The sequence below is a fragment of the Bradyrhizobium hereditatis genome, from assembly GCF_020329435.1.
GTDB lineage: Bacteria > Pseudomonadota > Alphaproteobacteria > Rhizobiales > Xanthobacteraceae > Bradyrhizobium > Bradyrhizobium hereditatis.
This window is the reverse complement of sequence record NZ_JAGKJK010000011.1, coordinates 16,417-34,434: the sequence shown is the minus strand read 5'-3', so window position 1 is coordinate 34,434 and position 18,018 is coordinate 16,417. Positions and strand designations below refer to the sequence as shown.

Sequence of the window (18,018 nt, the reverse complement as noted above, 5' to 3'; positions counted from 1 at the left end):
CTCAATGCGCGGGAATGCGGGTTTGCGCCCAGCGTTGCAGGCGATTGACGGCGAAGATGATCACGAAGGCGGCCAGCAGCATGACGACGGCGATCGCCGTCGCGTCGGCATAGCGGAATTCGGACAACCGGATCACGATCAGGAGCGGCGCGATCTCGGAGACATTCGGCAGATTGCCGGCGATGAAGATCACCGAGCCGTATTCACCGACCGCGCGCGCGAACGCCAGGGCAAAGCCGGTCAATAGCGCGGGAATCAAGCTCGGCATGATTACCCGAAACACGGTGTGCCAGCGGTTGGCGCCGAGGCTCGCGGCGGCCTCCTCGATCTCGGGATCGAGATCGATCAGGACGGGCTGCACCGTGCGCACGACGAAGGGAATACCGATAAAGACCATCGCCACGAAAATGCCGATCGGCGTGAAAGCGACCTTGATGCCGAGTTCAGCCAGCGGTGCGCCAAGCCAACCCTTCTGCGCGAACAATTGCGTCAGCGCCACGCCTGCAACTGCAGTCGGCAGCGCGAAGGGAATGTCGACGATGGCGTCGAATATACGGCGGCCGGGAAAACGATAGCGCACCAGCGCCCAGACGATGATCGTGCCCATGACCAGATTGACGCACGCGGCGGCAAAGGAGAGGCCGAAGGAAATCTTCAGCGCGTTCAAGGTGCGACGGCTGGTGAGGATTTCCCAGAACTGGAAGGGCGATAGCTCAAGCGTCTTGAGAAACAGGCCGGCGAGCGGAATCAAGATAATAATGGAAAGCCAGGTCAGGGTCAGTCCCATGGTAAGACCAAACCCGGGCAAGCTGCTTCGTCGCGCGACCGCTGTGCTCACATGTCCCCCTGCTTCCGCTCCGGCCGTTCGTTCGCCACAGATCAATTTTTGTAGATTTGGTCGAAAATGCCGCCTTCGCCGAAGTGATCTTTCTGCGCCTTGGTCCAACCACCAAAAACGTCGTCGATGGTGAAAAGTTCGACCTTGGCGAAGGATTTTTCGTACTCCTTCGCAATTTCCGAATCGCGCGGACGATAGGAATTGCGTGCGGCGATTTCCTGACCTTCTTTGGTATACCAATATTTTAGATAGGCTTCAGCGACCGCGCGAGTGCCTTTTTTATCGGCAACCTTGTCGACAACAGCTACCGGCGGCTCGGCGAGAATCGATAGCGGCGGCGCGATGATCTCGAACTTGTCCTTGCCGAACTCGCGCTGCGCTAGAAATGCCTCGTTCTCCCACGCCAGCAGCACGTCGCCGACGCCGCGCTCGACGAAGGTCACCGTCGAGCCGCGCGCGCCGGTATCGAGCACCGGCACGTTCTTGAAGAGATCGGCGACGAACTTTTTCGCCTTATCGGCTGAACCCAATTTCTTTTCGGCGAAGCCCCACGCGGCGAGATAGTTCCAGCGCGCGCCGCCCGATGTTTTGGGATTGGGCGTGATCACCTGCACGCCGGACTTGATCAGATCGTCCCAATCCTTGATGGCCTTCGGATTGCCCTTGCGCACCAGAAACACGATCGTCGAGGTGTAGGGCGAGGCGTTGAGCGACAGCTTCTTCTGCCAATCCGCAGCCACCAGGCCTTTGGCGGCGATGGCGTCAATGTCATAGGCCAGCGCCAGCGTGACGATATCCGCCTGCAGTCCGTCGATCACGGCGCGCGCTTGCGATCCCGAGCCGCCATGCGACTGCTTGATCTCGACGCTCTTGCCGGTTTCCTTCTGATAGGCCGCGATGAACGCCTTGTTGAAATCGGCGTAGAGCTCGCGCGTCGGATCATAGGATACGTTGAGCAGCGTGTAGTCGGCCGCGAAGGCCGAACTCGCCCAGAGCAAGCCCGCGACGAGTGGCAGAATGCGACGGATCATCGTTGATCTCCATTCGGCTCGATGAAGCATACCATCAAAAGCACGAACGCATAAGTCGCGACGAAAGGTCGCTCAGTCAATGAAACCACGTTTCATAGTTTTTGGTTCCGCAGCTTCAATGTCCTATGAAGGCGGCGTCCTACGACGTCTTCATCGTGTGGATGCCGCATTCGCTCTTCGACCGGCCGCGCCAGCGCCCGGCACGGGCATCCTCGCCGGACAAGCTTCGGCTCGAGCACGGCATGCAGCCGACCGACAGATAGCCCGAGGCGACCAGCGGATGTGGCGGCAATTTGGCAAGCTTGTAGATCGCCTCGATCTCTTCACGCGACACATTGGCGAACGGATTGAATTTCAACCTCTCGCCATCCTCTTCGACGACGGGAAGCTCGGCGCGCGCACCGCCCTGAAAGCGCTTGCGTCCGTTGATCCAGGCCGAGAACGGCTTGAGCGCCCGTGCCAGCGGCTCCACCTTGCGGATACGGCAGCAGGCATCGGGATCTGAAAACCACAATTCGCGATCGGGATCCTGGCGTGACAGGGCTTCTTCCGACGGTTTGATCGAGCGAACGTCGCGAAGGCCGAGCACCGCGATCAGCGTATGGCGATAGGCAAGCGTCTCCTCGAACAGCCAGCCGGTATCGAGGAAGATCACGGGAATCGCGGGATCGACATCTGCCATCACCTTGAGCAGCGCGGCCGACTCCGTGCCGAACGATGAGACCAGCGCAAGCTGTTCGCGGCCGACGGTCTTCAACGCGGTCTCAATGACCTGCGCCGGCGATGCATCGCGCAATGTATGGTCGAGCGTCTGTACCGAATGAAGGATCGCGGCCTCTGTGGCGAGCGCGTGTCGTGAAATCGTGGTCACTGGCCGGCACTCTCCGAATGGCGCAACTGCATCCGCCGATTGAGCGCGGTGACACGACCATCGCCGGTCGGCTGGTAGAACACCGAATAGCGCTTCATGGTCTCGGCGAACGCGTCGGCGTCGGCATCCTTCTTCACCTCGAAGGTGTCGAAGCCGGCGCGCGACATGAACACGAACTGATCGCGCAGCACCTGGCCGATGGCGCGCAGCTCACCGTCATAGCCGTGCCGCTCGCGCAGCAGCCGCGCCTGGCTGTAGGCACGGCCGTCACGGAAAGTCGGGAACACCAGCGCAACGGCAGCCAGACGATCGAGATAGGGAACGAGATCGTCGACTGCGCGATTGTTGGGCCAGATCACGCCGGTCTTGCCGGAACGACGCAACAGCGCTTCGGGATCGACGAGAAAGCGTTCCGAGGAAATCAGAATGTCGCCGTTGCCCGGCAGTTCATCGCCGTCGGCGACGCGCACGAACAGGTCGGTTGTGATTCTTCCGTTCTTAACGAGTGGCATAGACCCGCTCCTTGAAAGGCTCGACGCCCAGACGCTTGACCGTATCGACGAACAATTCCTCGGGACGGTCACGCAGGGCGAGATAGGCTTCGACGATATCTTCGATCACGTCGGCAACTTCGGCATAGGGAACGGCCGGTCCGATCAAGACGCCCATCTGCGCATTTTCGTCCGCGCGGCCGCCAATGGTGATCTGGTAAAATTCCTCGCCGTTCTTCTCGACGCCGAGAATGCCGATATGGCCGACATGATGATGGCCGCAGGCGTTGATGCAGCCGGAGATGTTGATGTGCAGCCGGCCGATCATGTTGGCGGTGTCGTGGTTGGCGAAACGCCGGGTCAGTTCCTGCGCGATCGGGATCGAGCGCGCATTGGCCAGTGAGCAGTAGTCCAGCCCTGGGCAGGCGATGATGTCGGTGACCAGGTTGACGTTCGGCGTGGCCAGCCCAAGACGATCAAGCGCCCGCCAGAGCTGCGGCAGGTCGCGCTTGGCGACATGCGGCAGCGCCAGGTTCTGCTCGTGGCCGACGCGGATTTCGCCGAATGAGTACCTGTCGGCGAGATCGGCGATCGCGTCCATCTGGTCGGCGGTGGCATCGCCGGGCGGTCCGCCTACCGGCTTCAACGACAGCGTCACGATCGAATAGCCCTGCACCTTGTGCGGGGCCACCGAGTTCTTGCGCCAGCGTTCGAACAGCGGATCAGCCGCGGCCTGCTTCAACTCGTCCGGCATGTGCGGCAGCTTTTCGTAAGCCGGATAGGAGAATCGCGAGCGCACCTCCTCAATGGCGGAATGATCGAGCGTCAGGGCGCTGTGGCCCATCTGCTTCCATTCTTCCTCGACCTCGCGCGCGAACTTCTCGATGCCGAGTTCATGAACGAGGATCTTGATCCGCGCCTTGTAGATGTTGTCGCGCCGGCCGTACTGGTTGTAGACGCGCAGGATCGCCTCGACATAGCTCAAGATGTCGCGGCCATGCACGAACGGCTTGATCGTCTTGGCGATGAACGGCGTGCGGCCAAGGCCGCCGCCGACCAGCACCTCGAAGCCGATTTCTCCGTCCGCATTCTTGTGCAGGCGTAGGCCGATATCGTGAATCTTGATCGCGGCGCGGTCGTGCTCGGATGCGGTAATGGCGATCTTGAACTTGCGCGGCAGGAACGAGAATTCCGGATGCAGCGTGGTGTGCTGGCGCAGGATCTCCGACCAGATACGGGGATCTTCGACCTCGCCGGGTGCCACGCCCGCCCATTGGTCGGAGGTAACGTTGCGCATGTTGTTGCCGGAGGTCTGCATCGCGTGGATGCCGACTTCGGCGAGCTCAGCCAGCGCATCAGGCAGCTCGGCCAGCTTGATCCAGTTGAACTGGATGTTCTGCCGCGTGGTGAAATGGCCATAGCCGCGGTCGTAGCGACGCGCGACATGGGCCAGCCGGCGCATCTGCTTCGATGATAGCGTGCCGTAGGGGATCGCGACGCGGAACATGTAGGCGTGCAATTGCAGGTACACGCCGTTCTGCAGGCGCAGAATCTTGAATTCGTCCTCAGTCAGCTCGCCCGAGAGGCGGCGCTTCACCTGATCGCGGAATTCCGAAACACGCTCATTGATGAGCGTGCGGTCGAGTTCGTCATATGCATACATGATGGATCAGCCTCAGGCCGGAAGAAGGTCGATGGTGACACCTTTCGACCGGATGTGTTCGCGGAGATTGCCGGGCTTGATCGCCCCGCCCTTGAGCTCGACCGGCGCGATATAGGCACCGACCGCGCCGACGTCATCGGCCACCCCTTCGGCGAGCAACGCCCGCGCATCATCCGAGGTGCTCACGATCGCGGCCTCAGACAGCGCGGTCGACCAACCCTGTTGTGCGGTCCGGTAGACCACGGCGCCATCCCATGTGCGGTTGGCGGTCACCACCGACGGCCCAGTGATTCTGATTTTCTTCTGTTCAAGCGGAGAGGTCATTCGGCAGCATCCAGCAGTTTCGAGATCACTTGATTGAGGTTGGCTTGGCGCCATGGCGCGGAATGCGCAACGACGTCGCCGATGATGAGGATGGCAGGACCGCCATCGATTTTTTCGACCAGCTTGGGAAGGTTTTCGAGCGTGCCGACCACGGCCTGCGCATCCGGCCGCGTCACCCGCGCAAACACGCCGACGGGGGTTTTCGGCAGGCGTCCCGCGGCCAGAAGGCCAGCGCGCACCGATGGTGCAGCGGTCATGCCCATGTAGACCACGATGGTCATCTTCTTGTCTGTCAGCACCGACCAGTCGACGGCTTCGGCGTCCTTTGCCTTGTGCGCGGTCAGGAAGGTGATGCGCAGCGCCTCATGCCGGTAGGTCAGCGGCGCCTCGAACTGCGCAGCGGCACCGAGCCCTGCGGTGATGCCGGGCACCACCGAATAGGCAACGCCGGCTGCGCGCAGTATTTCGATTTCCTCACCACCGCGGCCGAAGATGAAGGGATCGCCGCCCTTTAGCCGCACCGCGCGCTGTCCGGCCTTCGCGGCCTCGATCAGCAGCTTGTTGATTGCATCCTGGCCGATGCCGGGCTTGCCGACGCGGCGGCCGACCGGAATGCGCGAAGCGTCGCGGCGCACGCGATCGAGAATTTCCGGCGAGACCAGCTCATCGTAGAAAACGACGTCGGCATCCTGCAACGCACGCAGCGCCTTGATGGTCAGCAGATCCGGATCGCCCGGCCCTGCGCCGACCAGCGTCACCCTGCCCTCGGCCTTGCCGTCCTTGTTCGCGCCGGCGAAGGCGGAGGGATCGGCAATTTCGCTTAGTGCTTTTTCAGCCTCGCCCTTGCGCCCGGCCAGCACCAGCGCGCCGATCGGTCCGTCGATCACGCGCTCCCAGAAGCGGCGGCGCAACGCGAACTCGGGAATGCGCGCATGGATCGCTTTACGAAAGCTGCCGATGAAGGTGGCGAGATCGCCGATGCGCGCGGGCAGCACCGCTTCGATGCGCTCGCGAATGCGGCGCGCGACCACCGGCGACGTGCCGCCGGTGCCGACGGCGACGACGACGTCGCCGCGATCGACGATCGCGGGAAAGATGAAGGTAGAATGCGCGAGGTCGTCCATCACATTGACGGGCAGACCAACCGCTTTCGCACGCGCTGACATCGCAACGCCGATGTCGCCGGCGCCCGCGCATAGGATTGCAATGATGCCAGAGAGATCAGCTGACAGCGGATCGCCCGTGGCGGGCTCGATCCGCACCGCGTCGGCGGCGGCAATGCCAGCGAGATCGTGATTGCCGTCGGTCGCGTACCAGCGGACCTCTGCGCCCGCCGCAGCCAGCAGCCGTAACTTCGCGCGAGCGAGCTCGCCCGCTCCAACGAGCAGCACCTTGCCACTTTGCAAATCCAGGAAGACAGGCAGATAGCGCATCCGACACTCGCTTTCCCCAAGTTGGGGTTGACTGAAATTATTTTCTATTTATGTCTCGATCAAGAGCCACAAAGAGAAAATTCTTTCTTCTCTATTGCGGCGCGACTTTAGAATTTTTCCACTCTCAAGTCCAAGGCCCAGAGATGCATCTTCTCGACCATGAATCCAGCGGACGCGGGTTGCAGCCCGCAGCGTTGCACCAAGCATCATCTGTGCCGAAAATTTTTAACGGTCAGCCGCTCCCGCCGCCGTCGATGGACCATCTCGACGAGCTCGAAGCGCAGAGCATCTATATTCTGCGGGAAGCGTTCGCGCGGTTGAAAAAGCTCGCACTGCTGTGGTCGCTGGGGAAAGACTCCAACGTGATGATCTGGCTGGCGCGCAAGGCGTTCTTTGGCCGCGTCCCCTTCCCTGCCCTTCACGTCGACACCGGCAAGAAATTTCCGGAGATGTATGCGTTCCGCGACCACTACGGAAAGGAATGGGATCTCGATCTCAGGGTCGAGCCCTGTCCGCCGATCGACGCCGTCGATCCGACTCTTCCGCCGGCCGCACGTTCGGCCGCACGCAAGACCGAAGGGCTTAAGCTGGCGCTAAACAAATACGGCTTCGACGGCCTGATCGCCGGCATCCGCCGCGATGAGGAAGCCACGCGCGCCAAGGAGCGCGTGTTCTCGCCGCGCGGCCTTGAAGGCGGTTGGGACGTGCGTGATCAGCCCCCGGAGTTCTGGGACCAATTCAACGCTTCGGTGCCGCCCGGCGCGCATTTGCGCATCCACCCGATCCTGCATTGGACCGAGGCCGACATCTGGGCCTACACCAAGCGCGAGAACATTCCGATCATCCCGCTTTATCTCTCGAATAACGGCAAGCGTTATCGTTCGCTCGGCGACGCCGACATTACCTTTCCGGTGGCTTCGAGCGCCTCGAATATCGATGAGATCCTGACCGAACTCGACGGCACCAAAGTGCCCGAGCGCGCCGGCCGCGCGCTGGATCACGAGACCGAAGACGCTTTCGAGCGGCTGCGTGTCGCAGGTTACCTCTGACGGACATTTGGTGTGAGCGTCGCCATGAACATGATCCTTCCCGCCAGCGTTTCGGCCACGCCGAACGGCACTACCCGCCCGCAAGTCCGCATCGTCATCGTCGGCCATGTCGATCACGGCAAATCCACTCTGGTCGGCCGCCTGCTGCACGAGACCGGCAGCTTGCCTGAAGGCAAGCTGGAGATGCTGAAAGCGGTCAGCGCGCGTCGCGGCATGCCGTTCGAATGGTCGTTCCTGCTCGATGCGCTGCAGACCGAGCGCGACCAGGGCATCACCATCGACACCACGCAGATCCGTTTCCGCACCCGCTCGCGCGACGTCGTGCTGATCGATGCGCCCGGTCACGCCGAATTCCTGCGCAACATGATCACCGGCGCTTCGCAGGCTGACGGTGCGGTACTGATCATCGACGCGCTGGAAGGCGTGCGCGACCAGACCCGGCGCCATGGCTATCTGCTGCATCTGCTCGGCATCAAGCAGGTCGCGATCGTCGTCAACAAGATGGATCGCGTCGACTTCAGCGCTGAGCGCTTCAAGGAGATTAGCGACGAGATTTCGGCGCATCTGACCGGCCTCGGCGTGAAGCCGTCGGCTGTGATTCCGATCTCAGCGCGCGACGGCGACGGCGTTGCCGAACACACGGCGCGCAGCGGCTGGTATCAGGGACCAACTGTCGTCGAAGCGCTCGACGCGCTCGAACCGGCGCGGCCGCTGGAGCAGCTCGCGCTGCGTCTGCCGGTGCAGGCGATCTATAAGTTCGACGACCGCCGCATCGTTGCCGGCCGCATCGAGTCCGGTCATCTCGCAGCCGGCGACGAAATCGTCATCATGCCGGCCGGTAAGATCGCGAAGATCAAGACGGTAGAGAGCTGGCCGGTGACGCCGCTCAAGGGCAGTCACGGCGCCGGTCGCTCGGTCGGCATCACGCTCGACCGCGAACTGTTCGTCGAGCGTGGCGATGTCATCGCCCATGCCGGCGCCATTCCGCGCGATACGCGGCGAGTCCGCGCTCGGATTTTCTGGCTGCATGAGAAGCCGCTGTCGAAGGGCGATCAGATCCTGATCCGCCTCGGCACGCGAGAGACCCGCGCCAGCGTGGTCGCAATCGAAAAGGCGGTCGATCCCGGCGAGCTCTCCAATGAGGAGACCACGGCGATCGCACGCAACCACGTCGGCGAAATCGATATCTCGCTGGCGCAGCCGATTGCTGCCGATCCCTATCAGGATAATCCGCGCACCGGGCGACTGGTGATCGAGGTCAACGGCCGCATCGCCGGCGGTGGTCTCGTGCTGTCGGTTGACGCCGGCGCACGCGCCGTTCCGATCGACATCGTCCCGGTCGAGTCAGCGCTTCGGCCCGAGGAACGCTCGGCGCGCTACCGCCACAACGGCGCAGTGGTCTGGCTGACTGGCTTGCCGGGAGCCGGAAAATCCACGCTCGCGCGCGCGCTCGAGCGGCGGCTGTTCTCGCGTGGCGGCTCGCCGATCCTGCTCGATGGCGACACGTTGCGCGCCGGCCTCAATGGCGATCTTGGCTTCTCGGCCAAGGATCGCGCTGAAAACATCCGTCGGCTGGCCGAAGTTGCAACCCACCTGGCGCGGAACGGACACATCGCAGTTGTTGCCGCGGTCTCGCCTTCGGCGGATGATCGCGCAGCCGCGCGCCGCATCGCCGACAGTGCGTTCCGCGAGATCTATGTCGCAACACCTGCCGAAGTCTGCGAGAGCCGCGACCCCAAGGGTCACTACGCCAAGGCGCGTGCGGGCACGCTGCAGGCGTTCACCGGAATCGGCAACGATTACCAGCCGCCGGCCCAGGCAGAGCTGAGCATCGACACCTCGGCCAAGTCTGTTTCGGACGCGACCGACGAGATCGAGCAGATGCTGGCCGAGACCGGCATTTTGTTCGACGAACTGGTCGATCTGGCGGCTAACATCTAGGCCTTTTGGGGCCTTCTCATCGACCCGGCTTTAAGGCTAAAAGGGCGGCCAACGCCGCCCCTTTGGCGCGTTTTTTGCTGTTTTGGCCTGAAAACAGCTTGTAAACGCCATTTCTTTTGAGAAAGCCCATCATGAAGCGTGTCGATGCCCACGGATTGAAGATCGCCCCTGTCCTGTTCGATTTCATCGCCAAGGAGGCGACTCCCAAAACCGGGATTTCTCCCGACGCGTTCTGGGCCGGTGTCGCCGCTATCATCAAGAAGTTGGGCCCGAAAAATCGCGAGCTACTCGCGTTCCGCGACACGCTGCAGGCCAAGATCGACGACTGGCATCGCGCCAACAAGGGCAAGCCGTTCGACATCAACGCCTACACAGCCTTCCTCAAGGAGATCGGCTATCTCCTCCCCGAGCCGGCGACGCAGAAGGTTGAGACCGCCAATGTCGACGAGGAGATCGGCAAGATCTGTGGACCGCAGCTCGTCGTTCCCCTGACCAACGCACGCTACGCGCTGAACGCGGCGAATGCGCGTTGGGGCTCGCTATACGATGCATTCTACGGCACGGACGCGATCCCGCACGATCCGAGCGAGAGCGGAAAGGGCTACAACAAGGCGCGCGGCGACAAGGTGATCGCCAAGGCGAAGACCTTCCTCGACGCCGCCGCGCCGCTCGCGACCGGCAGCCATACCGATGTGACGTCGTATAGCGTGATCGCCGGCCAGCTCGCGGTGAAGCTGAAGAGCGGCAACGCCACCGCGCTGAAATCAGCGGCGCAGTTCGCTGGCTTCCAGGGTGATGCCGCATCGCCAAGCGCGATCCTGCTCGTCAATAATGACATGCATATCGAGATCGTGATCGACCGCAATCATGCGATCGGCAAGGATGATGCAGCCGGCGTCGCCGACATCATCCTGGAAGCAGCGGTCTCGACTATTCTCGACATGGAAGACTCGGTTGCCGCGGTCGACGCCGAGGACAAGGTGCTGGTCTATCGCAACACGCTTGGCCTGATGAACGGCACGCTCTCTGCCGATTTCGAAAAGGGCGGCAAGACGGTCAAGCGCGCGCTCAATCCCGATCGCACCTACAAGACGCCCGACGGCAAGGATCTGACGCTGCATGGCCGCAGCCTGCTGCTGATGCGCAATGTCGGCCATCACATGTTCACCGACGCGGTGCTCGACGAGAACGGCGAGGAGATTCCGGAAGGCTTGCTCGATGCGGCGGTCGCCGGCTTGCTCGCGATCCACGACCTCAAGGGCAATTCGAAAGTCAGGAACAGCCGCACCGGTTCAGTCTACATCGTCAAGCCGAAGATGCACGGCCCCGACGAAGTGGCGCTGACCTGCGAACTGTTCAGCGAAGTGGAGAAGCTGCTCGGCCTACCCGACAACACCATGAAGGTCGGTATCATGGACGAGGAACGCCGCACCACGGTGAATCTGAAGGCCTGCATCCAGAACGCCTCGAAGCGCATCTGCTTCATCAACACCGGCTTCCTCGACCGCACCGGCGACGAAATCCATACTTCGATGGAAGCGGGTCCGATGATCCGCAAAAACGACATGAAGGCGCAGCCCTGGATCAAGGCCTATGAAGACTGGAACGTCGACATGGGCCTGATCGACGGCCTGCCCGGCCACGCCCAGATCGGCAAGGGCATGTGGGCGGCGCCCGACAAGATGGCCGACATGCTCGCGCAGAAGCTCGGTCATCCGCAGGCCGGCGCGACCACCGCGTGGGTCCCCTCGCCGACCGCCGCCACGCTGCACGCGCTGCATTATCATCAGGTAAACGTGATCGCGCGGCAGCAGGAACTCGCCAAGGGCGGCCAGCGCGCAAAGCTCTCCGACATCCTCACCATCCCGGTGTCGCAGTCGAACTGGGCGCCTGATGATGTGAAGCAGGAGATCGACAACAACTGCCAGGGCATCCTCGGCTATGTGGTGCGCTGGATCGACCAGGGCGTCGGCTGCTCCAAGGTGCCTGACATTCATGATGTCGGCCTGATGGAAGACCGCGCTACCTTGCGCATCTCCAGCCAGCATCTGGCGAACTGGCTGGCGCATGGCGTCGTCACCAGGGATCAGGTGATGGAATCGCTGAAGCGCATGGCGGTCGTGGTCGACAAGCAGAACGCCGGCGATCCGCTCTACAAGCCGATGGCGCCCTCGTTCGACGGCGTTGCGTTCCAGGCCGCCTGCGACCTGATCTTCAAGGGCCGCGAGCAGCCGAACGGATACACCGAATACATTCTCACCGCGCGGCGCCGCGAGGCGAAAGCGGCGGGCTGAGCCTTGTCATGATGCCGCAGTTCCGGCCGGAACGTCCGGTGCGGACTGTCGTTGATCGTCATCTCAAAAATAGGAGGAGATGATGATGGACTGGAACAGGGTTGAAGGCAACTGGAAGCAATTCAAGGGCTCCGCCAAGGAGAAGTGGGGCAAGCTCACCGATGACGATCTCAACGTTATCGAGGGCCGCCGCGAGCAACTCGAAGGCAAGCTGCAGCAGCGCTACGGTTTTGCCAAGGAGCAGATCCGCAAGGACGTGGACGACTGGTTCAACAGCTTGAAGTAGGGTCGCGCTTCTCAACATCGAAAGCCCCGGCGGTTGGCCGGGGCTTTTCGTTTGGGCCGTCGCTTTAAACGGTGATGTATCTCAACAGCGAGATCACGCCGAGCACGATCACGATAACTCGCGCGATCTGTTTGGCACGGCTGTCGAGGGGGAGCAGGTTGATCAGATAGAGCACGAGGATAACGACCAAAAACGTGATGAGTATGCTGACGAGCATGCGGGTCCCCCCTTGGGCATCTGCGTGAAATTGCGTAGCGATTTGTTAACGTGAACCCCCGCCACGGGTTCCCACTCTGGGAACTTCACGCTGCTCGGCCTATGCAAATGCCTCTTCGCTTGAGAGCTCGAGACGAGCGAAGCTCGCGCTTCGGTCGACGCACTCGCCAGAACCCAGCTCCCTCACTCCCTTGCCACTACGGGCGCTTGGCCATACTTGGCGCGGACCTTGTCGGGGGCCGGCGAGAAATTCAGTTCGGCGCCGCGCCTGTCGCCGCTGCGGCCGGCGACCAACAGGCCATTCGCGCCGGCGACGATGTCGCCCTTGCGCAGCGTCGGATCGTCCTCGATCTTGACCTGCGCGAGCCCGACCGGGTCCTTGCCGTTGCAGGTGCAGCCGCCAACGAGTTCGTTGCGATAGCGGAACGCGTTCGGCAACTCGGAATAGGATTTTCCATTCTCGGCGGTCGCGTCGTCGATGTTACCGCCGGAGTACACCTTGGTCTCGCTCGCCGGACATAGCTTGTTGCAGGCGGCAGCACGGCTCGCATTGTCAGAGGCCGTGACCGGGAAGTAGCGCCCGTCGCAGGTCCGCACGCAATACGCCTGGCTTCCACCGCCATAACTACGGCTACGTCCCTCGCCGCGCGGCGCGTAGACTTCGCCATCATTGCCGGCAAACGGCATCTGGACATAAGGTTGGTGACGCGGACGGGCGAAGCCGCCGAACAGTTGCGAGAAAAAGTCCTGAGCCTGCGCGGTAGGAGCCAACACGGAAGCGCACACCAGTGCGGCTGTCCCCCACACTGCCAGTTTTCCTGTTCGCATCACGCCTCTCCAGTCACGCATCACGACGCCTTCGTCAGTTCACTTGCGGCGCAACAAGGTTCATTGCTTGCCGACCCGAGGGGGCACTCATGGCTGGACGCAAATGCGCGCCGGCCGGCCGAACCGTCCTGCCGTCGCCGCCGCGCGCCATCACCGGCGCGCTCTTCGGCAGCACCACGACCTTGGTGCCGACATCGACCCGATTGAACAGATCGATAGCGTCCTCATTGGTCAGACGGATACAGCCCGACGAGACGAATTTGCCGATTGTCGAGGGATCGTTGGTGCCGTGGATGCGGTACTGGCTGGTGCCGAGATACAGCGCCCGCGCGCCCAGCGGATTGCCCGGACCGCCGGCCATGAAGCGCGGCAGATAAGGCTGGCGCGCGATCATCTGGCTTGGCGGATGCCAATCCGGCCATTCCGCCTTGCGGCTGATGGTCTGCACCCCCGACCAGGTAAAGCCTTCGCGGCCGACGCCGACGCCATAACGGATAGCTCGGCCCTGGCCGAGCACATAGTACAGCGTGGTGTTGGCGGTATCGATGATGATCGTGCCCGGCGCCTCCGTCGTACCAAAGGTAACGACGGCGCGGCGCAGCCGCTCGGGCGTCGCGCCCTCGTCGACGCCGATCACCTCATCGGCCGGATATGCACTCTGTTGGATGGAAGCATAGCCGGGCGTCTGCGCGATCGCCGCACCCGATATCATCAACGGCGTCAGCAACGCGGCGCTGACGAGAACAAGCGCGCTTGCCACGCGCGACGAAAGCCGGCGGTCGGAGAACTCTGTCACGAGACTGCCCCGTGGGATGTGCATCGCTGGATGCTCTGCTCCAACAAACGCGAATCCACGGCGGCGGTTCCACGCGGGCTGCGCACACGGCTTCACGTCAGATACGACACCGCTCACGCCTGCGCGATGGAACTCGCGCCGCCGCACCACGTTATGATGCAGTCCGTTTTGCGACGTCGCTTTTGCCGTGTCATCGCCGCTTCGGGCGAGGGAAAACTATTGTGAGCGTCATTCCCACCAAGCCTTCGCCCATCAAGCCTTCGGCCGCAAAACCCCCACCGTCCAAACATCTGCCGAGTGAGCGCCAGCTTGCCCACGAAGGGGAAGGCACGCCGGTCGCCGAGAGCAAGCTCGAATTGCCGCCGGTTATCCGCCGCCAGGAAGTGGTGGCAATCTGCCTTGTCGGCCTCCTGATCATCTGCATCATCACCGGCCTTTATCTTGCCAAGGCATTCCTTCTGCCGATCACGATGGCTTTCATCATCGGCACCATGCTGTCGCCGGCCGCCAACCTTCTGGAGCAATTGCGCATCCCGCGCGCAATTGCTGCCGTGCTGATCGTCGCCGCAGTCAGCGCTGCGGCGGCATTCATGGTGGGGCTGATCGCCTCGCCCGCGATCGAATGGAGCGGCAAACTCCCTGAACTGGGAGCGCGGCTGAAGGACAAGCTGCACGTGTTCGATCGGCCGCTCGCGCTCTGGCAGGAGCTGCAGAGCACGATCGGCGGCCCCGGCACGCTCACCACATTCCATCTGCCTAAGATCGACTGGGTGCAGCCGACGCTGGAATTCCTGTCTCCGACTTTTGCCGAATTCCTGCTGTTCATCGCAACCCTGATCCTGTTCATCGCGAGCTGGCGCGACCTGCGCCGAGCCTTGATCCTGAATTTCGGCGAGCGCGAGTGGCGGCTGCGGACGCTGCGGATCCTCAACGAGATCGAGGAGCATCTCGGCAACTATCTGTTGGTCGTGACCATGATCAATGTCGGCGTCGGCATCGCCACCGGCCTGATCTGTGCCGCTACGGGCATGCCCAACCCGGCCAGTCTCGGCGCGCTGGCCGCGATTCTCAATTTCATTCCGATCATCGGCCCGGTGGCGATGTTCGTCGTGCTGGTCGTGGTCGGCCTCGTCTCGTTCCAGACCTTGAGCGCCGGCCTTCTGGCGTCGGCGATGTTTGCAGTCATGACCTTCCTGGAAGGCCATTTCCTGACGCCGACGATCGTCGGGCGCCGCCTGGCGCTGAACGCGCTCGCCGTGTTCCTGGCGGTCGCGTTCTGGACCTGGCTGTGGGGGCCGATGGGCGCGTTCCTGTCCTCGCCGCTCCTGATCGTCGCGCTGATCGTGAAGGAGCATCTGGCGCCGTCCGATGCGCCGCAACTGCCGGAAGGCTAGATCACGGAACTTCCTGTTCCACGAAGCGTTGGTTCCGCAGCTGAATTCGGTACCCGGGAGCTTTCGATGTCTGACGCCGCTATGAAAAATCTGACGGACAAAGCGACCTATGAACGCCTGCAAGAGGAAGTCACCGCCGTGAAAAACGATATTGCAGCCCTGACCGAGCAGATCACCGACGCGCTGAACAATTTTGCCGGCACCGCCGGAAAGCAGGCCCGGCGCGGCTACAGACAGGCCCGCGCCAACGCGGAGGCGGCGGCCGACGACATGTCGGAGCGCGGCGCCGCGATGATGGATGCCGCGCAGAATGCAGCCGCCTCGATCGAGGAGACGCTTGAGGATGTCATCACGCAGCGCCCTCTGGCGACCGTTGGCCTTGCGCTTGGCATTGGCTTTCTGATCGGCGTGACCTGGCGCAGGTAGATTTGGCGCATGTGAATTTGGCGCAGGCAGGTTTCGCGCAAACCGACTTGGCGCCGACAGTTTTCGGCGGCGTGTGGCGGCGGACCAAACGTCGCGGCGATGTCGCGCATCGTGGCTTGCTTTGTTGACGTCGTTTTCAGATCGGATTGAGGCTCGGCGATGTTTCAGCGACTGATCGATGATTTCAAGGATTCTACCGGCAACGTGGTGAGGCTGACATCGCTGGCGGCCGCCGCGGCCATGGCGATGCTGGTCACGACCGCTTTTCTCTGCGCCGCAGCTTTCGTCTTCGTGCTTCAGAATTACGGTCCCGTGCAGGCCTGCCTCACGGGAGCTGCGATCTTCTTCGTGGTCACGCTGATTGCCGCCGGCTGCTACATGATGCGCAAGCGGCAGATCGAGGCGCGCGCCGAGCAGGCGGCGAGGCACGCAAAATCCACGGCGCAGACCATGCTCTCCGATCCGGCAATGGTTGCGGTGGGCATCCAGGTGATCCGCGCCATCGGCGTCAAGCGGCTGATCCCGATCCTCGCCGTCGGCGGCCTGGCGCTGGGATTTCTTGCGAGCCGGGCCAACAGTAACAGCAGCAGCGAAGCGCCGGCGGAGTAGAGGACCGCGTGAGCCGAGCGGAGCATGATGTCCTGCGCATGCAAGTATTTTTCGTGCGCTGCGGCCCATGCCGTCATTGCGAGCGCAGCGAAGCAATCCATAGCTCGGCTCGGGGACAGATGGATTGCTTCGCTGCGCTCGCAATGACGCGGAGGTAGCGACGCAACACACCACCGTCATCCCCCGCGCATGCGGGGGATCCAGTACGCCGCGGCTTCTCGGTTCTATCACTGCTGTCTCTGGAATGCTGGATCGTCCGCCCCAGTGCGCAATTGCGCACAAGGCGGACGATGACAACCGAATATGAGGAGGCGTTCTCGCGACATGTTTTGCCCGAGGTTTGCATCTTCGTTTGCCCTTCTGAAGTTCAGAGGGCGCAGGGAAGACCGGGTGCTGGCTGCACCCGCGGTCTCGTGTGCTGCTTGCGCATAAAGAAAACGCACACGAGCATACAGGTACAGCGGAAACACTCCGGCCTTCCCTGCGCAATGGCTTTACGGCTTACTTCGTGCTCTTCCTGGTGAACGGCTTTATTGCCACCATCGCCCGCGAAAACTTAGCTCTCGCCGACTTAACGCCAGCACCGCGGCATCCGAACCACACGACTTCGCCGTACGCTTCCGGCGCGCAACGTCTCTCGCGCCATCTGCGTCCATCGCATCTCACCGCGCGTTCGTGACGTGGCCGCCGCCCCTCATCTTGCGGTGAGACGGGCGGAGTTATGCGACTGATTTGGGTGAAAACGGAAGCGGAATATTTTTGATTCGCGGGCTTGACACGATTTCTGAAAATCAGAAGTGATTTGCCTGTCGCGTTACTGTGTCGCGGGCTGATGCATGAAATGTCTTGCGCGAGAGAGCAAATCACTCCGCAGCCGTGGGCAGTTCGTAGGGCGGGTTAGCGCAAGCGTAACCCGCCACCTTGCGCGAAGAAATGGTGGGTTACGCTTCGCTAACCTACCCTACACTTCCGAGCGCGCCGCGATCAGGTGAGGCAGCGGCCCGGCTGCAGCAGTTTGGCGACTTCGGTCAGGACGCTGACCGGCGGCTCGCATGCGATTGCGATCTTCGATTTGCCCGGCTTCGATCCGTCGGGCTTGGCCGGCGGCGGCGGCGCGGAACGGTTCCGCGCCTCTTCCTTCACTACGGGAACACGGACGACTACCGACGTGTCGTCGAGGCCCACTGCACGGATCGTGATCGTCTCGGTCTGGTTGGAAGCGGCCTTGAGCGCCCAGCGATCAGCCTTGCCGGCGCGGTTGACGTCCGACTGAGGTGAGGTTGCAGCGAGTTGCCGAAGCGCAGCGAGATCATGACCTGAGGCGAACTGGACGGCGCCGAAGGTTCCAGTGACGGCAAGAACACCAAAAAAAGCTTTGAAAATCTGTGGCATGACGGTTTGTCCCTCGCCCCATGGCGATCCCGGAAACAACCCGAAGCGAGCCGCAGGGGGTCCTGCGCTTTGCGATCACTTAACCGTGTACGAAAATTATTTGGAAACCACGGGAACGAAATCGGGGCCCGCGAGT

General features: G+C 62.3%; 18 protein-coding genes. 7 read left to right on the top strand and 11 right to left on the bottom strand.

What is annotated here, in order from left to right; translation table 11 throughout:
- Nucleotide 1: 1 nt before the first annotated feature.
- The 7 genes from cysT to cysG form a co-directional block, all read right to left on the bottom strand.
- The gene (gene cysT, locus J6524_RS24555; protein ID WP_225675754.1) at nucleotides 2-808 is read right to left on the bottom strand and encodes a sulfate ABC transporter permease subunit CysT; all 807 of its coding nucleotides are present in this window, start codon (nucleotides 806-808) and stop codon (nucleotides 2-4) included.
- 71 nt (nucleotides 809-879) lie between these two features.
- Nucleotides 880-1,869, bottom strand: a complete 990-nt coding sequence (locus J6524_RS24550) for a sulfate ABC transporter substrate-binding protein (RefSeq protein WP_225675321.1) — start codon at nucleotides 1,867-1,869, stop codon at nucleotides 880-882.
- Between the two features lie 139 nt (nucleotides 1,870-2,008).
- Nucleotides 2,009-2,731, bottom strand: coding sequence for a phosphoadenylyl-sulfate reductase (locus J6524_RS24545; RefSeq protein ID WP_376712077.1), 723 nt, complete (start codon nucleotides 2,729-2,731; stop codon nucleotides 2,009-2,011).
- 5 nt (nucleotides 2,732-2,736) lie between these two features.
- Nucleotides 2,737-3,252, bottom strand: coding sequence for a DUF934 domain-containing protein (locus J6524_RS24540; RefSeq protein WP_225675319.1), 516 nt, complete (start codon nucleotides 3,250-3,252; stop codon nucleotides 2,737-2,739).
- The gene (locus J6524_RS24535; RefSeq protein WP_225675316.1) at nucleotides 3,239-4,894 is read right to left on the bottom strand and encodes a nitrite/sulfite reductase; all 1,656 of its coding nucleotides are present in this window, start codon (nucleotides 4,892-4,894) and stop codon (nucleotides 3,239-3,241) included. Before J6524_RS24535 ends, J6524_RS24540 begins: the two co-directional genes overlap by 14 nt.
- A 12-nt stretch (nucleotides 4,895-4,906) precedes the next feature.
- Nucleotides 4,907-5,218, bottom strand: a complete 312-nt coding sequence (locus J6524_RS24530) for a DUF2849 domain-containing protein (protein WP_225675314.1) — start codon at nucleotides 5,216-5,218, stop codon at nucleotides 4,907-4,909.
- Nucleotides 5,215-6,651 (bottom strand): siroheme synthase CysG, encoded by a 1,437-nt coding sequence (gene cysG / locus J6524_RS24525; protein WP_225675312.1) that lies wholly within the window; start codon nucleotides 6,649-6,651, stop codon nucleotides 5,215-5,217. The genes J6524_RS24530 and cysG overlap by 4 nt, the downstream gene beginning before the upstream one ends.
- A 254-nt stretch (nucleotides 6,652-6,905) precedes the next feature.
- Here cysG and cysD point away from each other — a divergent pair, with 254 nt between their 5' ends.
- From cysD to J6524_RS24505, 4 genes are all read left to right on the top strand, one after another.
- On the top strand, nucleotides 6,906-7,700 hold the full coding sequence (cysD, locus tag J6524_RS24520; RefSeq protein ID WP_312002476.1) for a sulfate adenylyltransferase subunit CysD: 795 nt from the start codon (nucleotides 6,906-6,908) through the stop codon (nucleotides 7,698-7,700).
- Between the two features lie 24 nt (nucleotides 7,701-7,724).
- Nucleotides 7,725-9,641, top strand: coding sequence for an adenylyl-sulfate kinase (gene cysC, locus J6524_RS24515; protein WP_225675308.1), 1,917 nt, complete (start codon nucleotides 7,725-7,727; stop codon nucleotides 9,639-9,641).
- A 131-nt stretch (nucleotides 9,642-9,772) separates the two neighbouring features.
- Nucleotides 9,773-11,935: a malate synthase G gene (locus J6524_RS24510; RefSeq protein ID WP_225675307.1), complete on the top strand. Its 2,163-nt coding sequence runs from the start codon at nucleotides 9,773-9,775 to the stop codon at nucleotides 11,933-11,935.
- Nucleotides 11,936-12,020: 85 nt separating this feature from the next.
- Nucleotides 12,021-12,221 carry a CsbD family protein gene (locus J6524_RS24505; RefSeq protein ID WP_225675305.1) on the top strand — a complete coding sequence of 67 codons (201 nt, stop codon included), beginning with the start codon at nucleotides 12,021-12,023 and terminating at the stop codon, nucleotides 12,219-12,221.
- Between the two features lie 64 nt (nucleotides 12,222-12,285).
- Here the strand turns inward: J6524_RS24505 and J6524_RS24500 are convergent, their stop codons facing one another.
- From J6524_RS24500 to J6524_RS24490, 3 genes are all read right to left on the bottom strand, one after another.
- A complete protein-coding gene (locus tag J6524_RS24500; RefSeq protein WP_225675303.1) occupies nucleotides 12,286-12,438 on the bottom strand; it encodes a Thivi_2564 family membrane protein in 153 nt (50 codons plus the stop codon).
- 182 nt (nucleotides 12,439-12,620) lie between these two features.
- Entirely contained in the window at nucleotides 12,621-13,265 is a 645-nt protein-coding gene (locus J6524_RS24495) for a DUF2865 domain-containing protein (RefSeq protein WP_225675301.1), read from the bottom strand.
- A 34-nt stretch (nucleotides 13,266-13,299) separates the two neighbouring features.
- The gene (locus J6524_RS24490; RefSeq protein WP_225675299.1) at nucleotides 13,300-14,061 is read right to left on the bottom strand and encodes a L,D-transpeptidase; all 762 of its coding nucleotides are present in this window, start codon (nucleotides 14,059-14,061) and stop codon (nucleotides 13,300-13,302) included.
- Between the two features lie 290 nt (nucleotides 14,062-14,351).
- Here J6524_RS24490 and J6524_RS24485 point away from each other — a divergent pair, with 290 nt between their 5' ends.
- The 3 genes from J6524_RS24485 to J6524_RS24475 all read left to right on the top strand — a co-directional run bounded on the left by J6524_RS24485 (nucleotide 14,352) and on the right by J6524_RS24475 (nucleotide 16,490).
- Entirely contained in the window at nucleotides 14,352-15,455 is a 1,104-nt protein-coding gene (locus J6524_RS24485) for an AI-2E family transporter (RefSeq protein WP_225675750.1), read from the top strand.
- A gap of 66 nt (nucleotides 15,456-15,521) precedes the next feature.
- The gene (locus J6524_RS24480; protein WP_225675297.1) at nucleotides 15,522-15,881 is read left to right on the top strand and encodes an ElaB/YgaM/YqjD family protein; all 360 of its coding nucleotides are present in this window, start codon (nucleotides 15,522-15,524) and stop codon (nucleotides 15,879-15,881) included.
- A 159-nt stretch (nucleotides 15,882-16,040) separates the two neighbouring features.
- Nucleotides 16,041-16,490: a hypothetical protein gene (locus J6524_RS24475; RefSeq protein ID WP_225675295.1), complete on the top strand. Its 450-nt coding sequence runs from the start codon at nucleotides 16,041-16,043 to the stop codon at nucleotides 16,488-16,490.
- Nucleotides 16,491-17,474: 984 nt separating this feature from the next.
- Here J6524_RS24475 and J6524_RS24470 read toward each other — a convergent pair.
- Nucleotides 17,475-17,882 (bottom strand): hypothetical protein, encoded by a 408-nt coding sequence (locus J6524_RS24470; RefSeq protein ID WP_225675293.1) that lies wholly within the window; start codon nucleotides 17,880-17,882, stop codon nucleotides 17,475-17,477.
- Between the last annotated feature and the right edge of the window lie 136 nt (nucleotides 17,883-18,018).

Excerpts from the sequence above, each read along its gene's own strand:
- J6524_RS24550 (WP_225675321.1), bottom strand. The coding sequence starts at position 1,869 with ATGATCCGTCGCATTCTGCCACTCGTCGCGGGCTTGCTCTGGGCGAGT.
- J6524_RS24540 (WP_225675319.1), bottom strand. The coding sequence starts at position 3,252 with ATGCCACTCGTTAAGAACGGAAGAATCACAACCGACCTGTTCGTGCGC.
- J6524_RS24535 (WP_225675316.1), bottom strand. The coding sequence starts at position 4,894 with ATGTATGCATATGACGAACTCGACCGCACGCTCATCAATGAGCGTGTT.
- J6524_RS24530 (WP_225675314.1), bottom strand. The coding sequence starts at position 5,218 with ATGACCTCTCCGCTTGAACAGAAGAAAATCAGAATCACTGGGCCGTCG.
- cysG (WP_225675312.1), bottom strand. The coding sequence starts at position 6,651 with ATGCGCTATCTGCCTGTCTTCCTGGATTTGCAAAGTGGCAAGGTGCTG.
- cysD (WP_312002476.1), top strand. The coding sequence starts at position 6,906 with ATGGACCATCTCGACGAGCTCGAAGCGCAGAGCATCTATATTCTGCGG.
- cysC (WP_225675308.1), top strand. The coding sequence starts at position 7,725 with ATGAACATGATCCTTCCCGCCAGCGTTTCGGCCACGCCGAACGGCACT.
- J6524_RS24510 (WP_225675307.1), top strand. The coding sequence starts at position 9,773 with ATGAAGCGTGTCGATGCCCACGGATTGAAGATCGCCCCTGTCCTGTTC.
- J6524_RS24505 (WP_225675305.1), top strand. The coding sequence starts at position 12,021 with ATGGACTGGAACAGGGTTGAAGGCAACTGGAAGCAATTCAAGGGCTCC.
- J6524_RS24500 (WP_225675303.1), bottom strand. The coding sequence starts at position 12,438 with ATGCTCGTCAGCATACTCATCACGTTTTTGGTCGTTATCCTCGTGCTC.
- J6524_RS24495 (WP_225675301.1), bottom strand. The coding sequence starts at position 13,265 with ATGCGAACAGGAAAACTGGCAGTGTGGGGGACAGCCGCACTGGTGTGC.
- J6524_RS24480 (WP_225675297.1), top strand. The coding sequence starts at position 15,522 with ATGTCTGACGCCGCTATGAAAAATCTGACGGACAAAGCGACCTATGAA.
- J6524_RS24475 (WP_225675295.1), top strand. The coding sequence starts at position 16,041 with ATGTTTCAGCGACTGATCGATGATTTCAAGGATTCTACCGGCAACGTG.
- J6524_RS24470 (WP_225675293.1), bottom strand. The coding sequence starts at position 17,882 with ATGCCACAGATTTTCAAAGCTTTTTTTGGTGTTCTTGCCGTCACTGGA.